At 37.6% G+C, this 6,338-nt stretch carries 4 protein-coding genes; 1 reads left to right on the top strand and 3 read right to left on the bottom strand.

Translation table 11 applies throughout. The features are described 5' to 3' along the window. The first annotated feature begins 188 nt into the window (after positions 1-188). Complete coding sequence (locus VB796_RS23510) at positions 189-1,523, top strand: PQQ-dependent sugar dehydrogenase (RefSeq protein WP_323349046.1); 1,335 nt, start codon at positions 189-191, stop codon at positions 1,521-1,523. A 241-nt stretch (positions 1,524-1,764) separates the two neighbouring features. Here the strand turns inward: VB796_RS23510 and VB796_RS23505 are convergent, their stop codons facing one another. The 3 genes from VB796_RS23505 to VB796_RS23495 form a co-directional block, all read right to left on the bottom strand. Continuing rightward, positions 1,765-2,820, bottom strand: coding sequence for a saccharopine dehydrogenase C-terminal domain-containing protein (locus tag VB796_RS23505; protein ID WP_323349045.1), 1,056 nt, complete (start codon positions 2,818-2,820; stop codon positions 1,765-1,767). A 178-nt stretch (positions 2,821-2,998) separates the two neighbouring features. Next, positions 2,999-3,916 (bottom strand): DUF1338 domain-containing protein, encoded by a 918-nt coding sequence (locus VB796_RS23500; protein ID WP_323349044.1) that lies wholly within the window; start codon positions 3,914-3,916, stop codon positions 2,999-3,001. A 182-nt stretch (positions 3,917-4,098) separates the two neighbouring features. Further along, positions 4,099-5,628 carry an aldehyde dehydrogenase family protein gene (locus VB796_RS23495; RefSeq protein WP_323349043.1) on the bottom strand — a complete coding sequence of 510 codons (1,530 nt, stop codon included), beginning with the start codon at positions 5,626-5,628 and terminating at the stop codon, positions 4,099-4,101. Positions 5,629-6,338 lie beyond the last annotated feature (710 nt).

Below are 6,338 nucleotides of genomic sequence, written 5' to 3'. Positions count from 1 at the left end.
TTGAGCGAAAATTAGGTAAATTTTGAAAGCATAGCAGAGCTACGGTTGAAAAATTTACCTAATTTGTAGCCAAAAAGGTGCTGGCTTTCACCTTAAAGGACTTTCGCAAGAAGTCTAATGAGTAATCGGAAAATCTATTGCCAATCAAGCTTCGTATATTTGATTGAATTTCAAAACACATCATTGATATGAAAAAGATTTTCTTTCTTTTTGCTTTACTATTATTGAGTTTTCCTTTTTTTGCTCAACCCAATATTTCCTTAAAATCAGTGATTACGGGACTTTCGCAACCCATGCAATTTGTCAATGCAGGTGATGGAACAAGGAGAATTTTTATTCCTCAAAAAGCGGGAGTTATTAAAGTTTTTGATAAAAATTTCAATGCTTTAGGCACTTTTTTGACCGTAACAAATATCCAATCTGGCGGAGAACAAGGCTTATTAAGTATGTGTTTTCATCCGCAATATAAAACCAATGGACTCTTTTTTGTTTATTACACTAATATTTCGGGAGATTTGGAAGTAGCTCGTTATCAGGTCAGTAACGACGTAAATGTGGCAAATATTTCTTCTAAAAAAGTCATTATTACTATTCCTCATCATACTTATAGCAATCATAACGGCGGAACTTTACGCTTTGGGAAGGACGGTTATTTGTATCTTTCTACGGGTGATGGTGGCAGTGGTGGCGACCCTGATAATAATGCTCAAAATACAAATGTGCTACTTGGTAAAATACTCCGTTTCAATGTAAATACTTCTGAAACAGCACCATTTTACAGCATTCCATCAGGAAATCCTTTTGGTAATGAGGTTTTAGCGTATGGGTTGAGAAATCCCTTTCGATGGAATTTTGACCGACTTACGGGTGATATGTGGATTGGTGATGTGGGGCAAAATGCTTTTGAGGAAATCAACCGCAGTCACCGAGATTCTTTAGCCACAAATTATGGTTGGCGATGTTACGAAGGCAATAATCCTTACAATACAACAGATTGCGGAGCTATTACCAATTATAGATTTCCTGTTATGACGTATCCAACTGCTGGTTCATCCATTGTTGGCGGAACAGTTTATCGTGGAGAAATATTTAATTCAATGAAAGGGTACTACTTTGGCGTTGATTTTTATTCAGGGAAATTATATAAAATCAAGTTTGATTCGTTGACTTATAGCTACAATATTTCGTCTCAAAACATATCGCCAAACACTATTACGGATTTTGGAGAAACAGAAGATGGAGAATTATTTGTGACCTCTTTTAATGGAAATGTTTTCCGAGTTCAAGCTGATGATACTGTTTTATACGATTTTATTGGCAATGGAAATTGGACAGACCCTTCAAATTGGAGCAATAATACCGTTCCTCCATCAAGTTCTTTACTGAATACCATCATCACGATAAAACCCATTGCAGGTGGTGAATGTGTGGTCAATACGCAGGTTAACATTCCCAAAAATTCTAAAATAATTATTGAGACTGAACAACTACTGAGGATGAGTGCAAATCTTGTTATGCAATAAAATGATAGACCACAGATTAGACAGAGTTAAAAATAAAACGGAACTATCTACAATTTGTCGCAGAATAAAATTAGACCACAGATTTTACTGATTCAACGGATTTACACGGATAAATTTAAAGAAAATCAGTGTAAATCTGTTTTATCTGTTCTATCAGTGGTCTAATTTTGTCTTCCGACAAATTGTAGATAGTTCCGAAATAAAATCTGTTAATTTCGTCTAATCTGTGGTCTATCCATCATCACAAGAAAAATTTCCCCGTTTCCGTTTCCAAGAACTTTGTAAAGTCAATTTCTTCTTGTTTGATAAAACCCGTTTGTGGTAATTTCCCGTCTGCTACCATTTCAACAACTGCTACAATAGAGGCTGCCGTTGTCCAAGAAATGGCTCTCCAATGTTTACCATCAATCATTTTGGGAGAATAAGCACGATAAAACTCTTCTCTTTCCAAAGACTGATTTTTCCATCCTTCCACTACCGCATACACATATACTACGTCTTCCTGCACGGGAGGTTTGGCTTCGGTCAAAATTTCCTCAATCAATTCTCTCCGATTTTTTAGGATTAATTCGTACAACAAAAACTTCATCAATTTGCCATGCCCAGGATAACGAATTGTTTTGTAATTGAGCGTATCCACTCGTCCTTCATAAGTTTCACACATCGTACCAAGTCCTCCTGAAGTGCTAAAAGCCTCAAATTCGTTGCCTTCAATGTTTATGTATTCCAAACCGTCGAGAGCAGAAACTAATTTTTTTTCGCCATTATGAATCACCTCGCAATCATTCAAATATTCGTTAATTACTCCCGCAGGCGACCACGTGAAGGAATAGCCCAACAATCCATTCGGGTATTTTGGCAACGCTCCAACTCGCAATTCTATATCACGAAGCTTTGTAAAACGATTAGCTAAATCCGCTCCCACGATGCCAATTAATCCAGGAGCAAGTCCGCATTGTGGAGCTAAAACGGCCTTACTTCCCTTCGCAGCCATTTCTCTGATGGCGGTAGTTGTGGGAACATCTTCGGTTAAATCAAAATAATGTTTCCCCGATTCGTAGGCAATTTGAGCAATCGTCAAATTCAAATTATAAGGCATACACGACACCACGGCATCGAATTGAGGAATCAGTTTTTCCAGTAAAACTTTATCCGAAACATCGCCTTTGATAACCTCAAAAGGCAATTCTGAGGCAGGGTTTTGCTTGTCTAAACCTTTAATTTCAAAACGTTTAGACAAAAGCGTAGCTACCAATGAGCCGACTTTGCCCATTCCAATTACTAAGATTGATTTCATGATTTTGTGGGGAGAGATTATGGCACGCTGATGACGCTGATGCTTCGCAACGCAGATTTTCGCTGATTTTTTTATTTGAATATAGTATTATTGAAAAATCGAAAAAGTCATTTTTAAAAATCTGCATAAATCTGCGTTGCAGATAGGCATCTGCGTAATCTGCGTGCCATATTATATTTTAACGTTTAGTCATTTCAAAAAGATTCGTAGCTTGTTCACCTAAAAAGCCATCAAACCAAATTCTTTGACCGTCATTTTCAAGATAACCACGTTCGGCTAATTCATAATAAGCATACGACCAACGAAGGGTAGTTTCGGAACCATCGGCATCAATGACAGGGCAATCTTCATCAATCGCTTGGGTAGAACTTTGACGTAACTTAGAGCCTTTTGCACCTTCAATTTCGGGTTTTATCGGAATGCCAGCCTCTTTTAAAACTTCCATTGTTTGCTCAATATCTCCCCAAGCAGGTACATTTTGATAATTGATATATGCCGTAAAATGGTTGACTGAATTTCCGTGCAACAAAGTCCACGAAGCAAACTGCGACTCATTATTCAAAGCCAAAATGGTGTCTTTTTTAACAGGTTTCCACGGGCGAGCAAAGAAATTTACCAAAGCATCCAGCAGTCTATCCGCTTCCGCACTGATAAGTTCTTTGTTTTGTTTAAGCGTTGCCAACAATTGTCGAGGCTCACCAGCTAATAAATCAGGCGTGTCTTTTACGGCTTCATTTATCAAGTTTTGGGCTTCCTCCGACAACTCTTTTACTTCCAATTGCGTTACAAAAAACTTAGGGAAATTGATATTTGTTGGATGTTGATAATGAAACGAGTTTAAGTGTTTTGAAGGAAAACTATACGGTGAAATCTTCTCGTAACCCAAAGATTCCAAGACTTCTTCAATGGCACGAATACCCGCAGGTTGTCCGCCTGTATGCGTATTGAAAGTTCTGAATGCACAGTGGTCATTCACAACATTCCCGCCTTGTGCAAGTACCATTTCTGAATATTGTTTGGCATAAGTAACTCGTTGGCAATAACCCTCCCAGAGCTTCTCCATGAGGGATTTTGTGATGGTTTCCTGTGTTTTCATTTGTTGAGAATGGATTATAATAAAGATTATGAGCCTTAAAATCAGACCACGGATTATACGGATTTAGCAGATTTACACAGATAAAATTATTGAAATACAAACGATTTATCTTACCAAAATTTCTTTAAAATCTGTGTAAATCCGTCCAATCCGTTAAATCTGTGTTCTAATATTCGTGTCAATTAAAAATCAAATTTAATTCCCTGAGCCAAAGGCAGTTGTTTACCGTAATTTATCGTATTGGTTTGTCTTCTCATATAGGCTTTCCAAGCATCTGAGCCAGATTCTCTTCCTCCGCCTGTTTCTTTTTCCCCTCCAAATGCTCCGCCAATTTCTGCTCCAGACGTTCCTATATTTACATTGGCGATACCACAATCTGAGCCATTGACTGATAAAAACTGCTCCGCTTCTCGCATATTTAAAGTAAAAATTGAAGACGATAATCCTTGTGGTACATTATTCTGAATTGCAATGGCTTCATCCACTGTTTTGTATTTCATCATATACAAAATTGGAGCAAAAGTTTCTTGCTTTACAATTTTGAAATGTGGTTCAACTTCGCCAATACAAGGCTTCACATAACAACCCGATTCAAAGCCTTTTCCTTCCAAAATTTCTTCTTCAACCAACATTTCACCACCTTCTTCTTTTACTTCATGAGCCGCCGAAACATACGCAATTACTGCTTTATGGTCAATTAAAGGACCAACGTGATTGGTTTCATCCAGAGGATTGCCAATGCGTAATTGTCCGTAGGCTTTTACTAAACGTTCTTTTACTGTTTCATAAATAGATTCGTGAATAATTAATCGGCGAGTAGAAGTACAACGTTGTCCTGCCGTACCAACTGCTCCAAAAACTACGGCTGGAATAGCGATGTTTAAATCGGCATTTTCAGTAATAATAATGGCATTATTTCCACCTAATTCCAATAAACTACGTCCCATGCGAGAGGCAACGGTTGCACCCACAATTTTCCCCATGCGAGTAGAACCCGTCGCAGAAATCAGAGGAATTCGCTTATCAGAAGTGAGCCACTCTCCTACTTGATAATCTCCTGAAATCAAACAAGATACGCCTTCTGAAATTTCATTTTTCTGTAAAACATCTTGAATAATATTCTGACAAGCAATGGCCGTCAATGGTGTTTTTTCGGATGGTTTCCAAACACATACATCGCCACAAACCCAAGCAATCATGGCATTCCAAGACCAAACGGCTACGGGAAAATTGAACGCTGAAATAATACCGACCACTCCTAAAGGATGATATTGTTCGTACATTCTGTGTTCGGGACGTTCAGAGTGCATGGTGAGTCCGTACAATTGGCGAGAAAGTCCAACGGCAAAATCGCAAATGTCAATAATTTCTTGTACTTCGCCCAAACCTTCTTGTAAACTTTTGCCCATTTCGTAAGAAACCAATTGCCCCAAAGCCTCTTTATTATGGCGAAAAGCATCACCCATTTGTCGGACGATTTCCCCACGTCGAGGAGCAGGTACATTTCGCCAAGTTTTGAAGGCTTCCGTTGCCAAATCTAATACCTGCTGATAATCGTCGTGCGTAGTAACGGAAACTTTAGCAATCAGTTTTCCATCAACAGGCGAATGAGATTCTAATAAAGTTGCTCCTTCGGCAGACCAAGATTTTAATCCCGTACTCGTGCCATGATTAACGGCGGAAATATTTAAACGTGAAAGAAGATTTTGCATGATATAATAATCTTATGTCTTAAATCTTTAAGGAAGTCAATAAGCCGTACGCTAAACCATTTGATAAAGTTTGGTCATATAAGTTTTATGAGACTGATGCCTTAAGGACATTCAACTGTATTTACACTTTTCCAAGAATATTAATGATAACGATTTGTGGCTTTATTAAATAGATTTTCCGAAAGCTATGGTTGTTTTTTCACATTTGCAAGCATTTGAACGCTTACAGATATACGCAAACTATATCCATAAATATCACTTTTCCAAGTCGGAAAAATTTTAGGCTATGCTAAAATTAGGGAACGTGGTATTTTTGATGGAAAAAATATTTTGAAAAATGTACGACGATTTTCCAAAATCGTAAAATCTATTAACAAATTACACAAACCATCTTTACATAATTACTCTCAATTTTGGAAAATCGTTGTACAATGATGCAACCTTTTTATTTTTTCTGCATCTTATTGAAAATGACACACCATTCATCAAATAAAACAACCATTTATCCCGATTTTAAGAAAATTTAAGGTATTATGTATTGCATAGTACCTAACAAAACACTTAACTTTGTTTTGTAATTCAGAAAGCACCTTTGCGACTCATAAATCAAGTAAATATTTACGGAACTATATACTTATTAATGCAAAACCGCTGACGGGGTGAAAAACCGCCGTCAGGGTTACGGAAGAAGACCCTGACGGCGGTTTTTC

It is taken from the genome of Arcicella sp. LKC2W (assembly GCF_034931005.1).
Taxonomy (GTDB): Bacteria; Bacteroidota; Bacteroidia; order Cytophagales; family Spirosomataceae; genus Arcicella.
This window is presented reverse-complemented; position numbering and strand designations above follow the sequence as displayed.

Bases quoted from the DNA above. Each gene is read 5' to 3' on its own strand.
- VB796_RS23495 (WP_323349043.1), bottom strand. From the start codon at position 5,628: ATGCAAAATCTTCTTTCACGTTTAAATATTTCCGCCGTTAATCATGGC.
- VB796_RS23505 (WP_323349045.1), bottom strand. From the start codon at position 2,820: ATGAAATCAATCTTAGTAATTGGAATGGGCAAAGTCGGCTCATTGGTA.
- VB796_RS23500 (WP_323349044.1), bottom strand. From the start codon at position 3,916: ATGAAAACACAGGAAACCATCACAAAATCCCTCATGGAGAAGCTCTGG.
- VB796_RS23510 (WP_323349046.1), top strand. From the start codon at position 189: ATGAAAAAGATTTTCTTTCTTTTTGCTTTACTATTATTGAGTTTTCCT.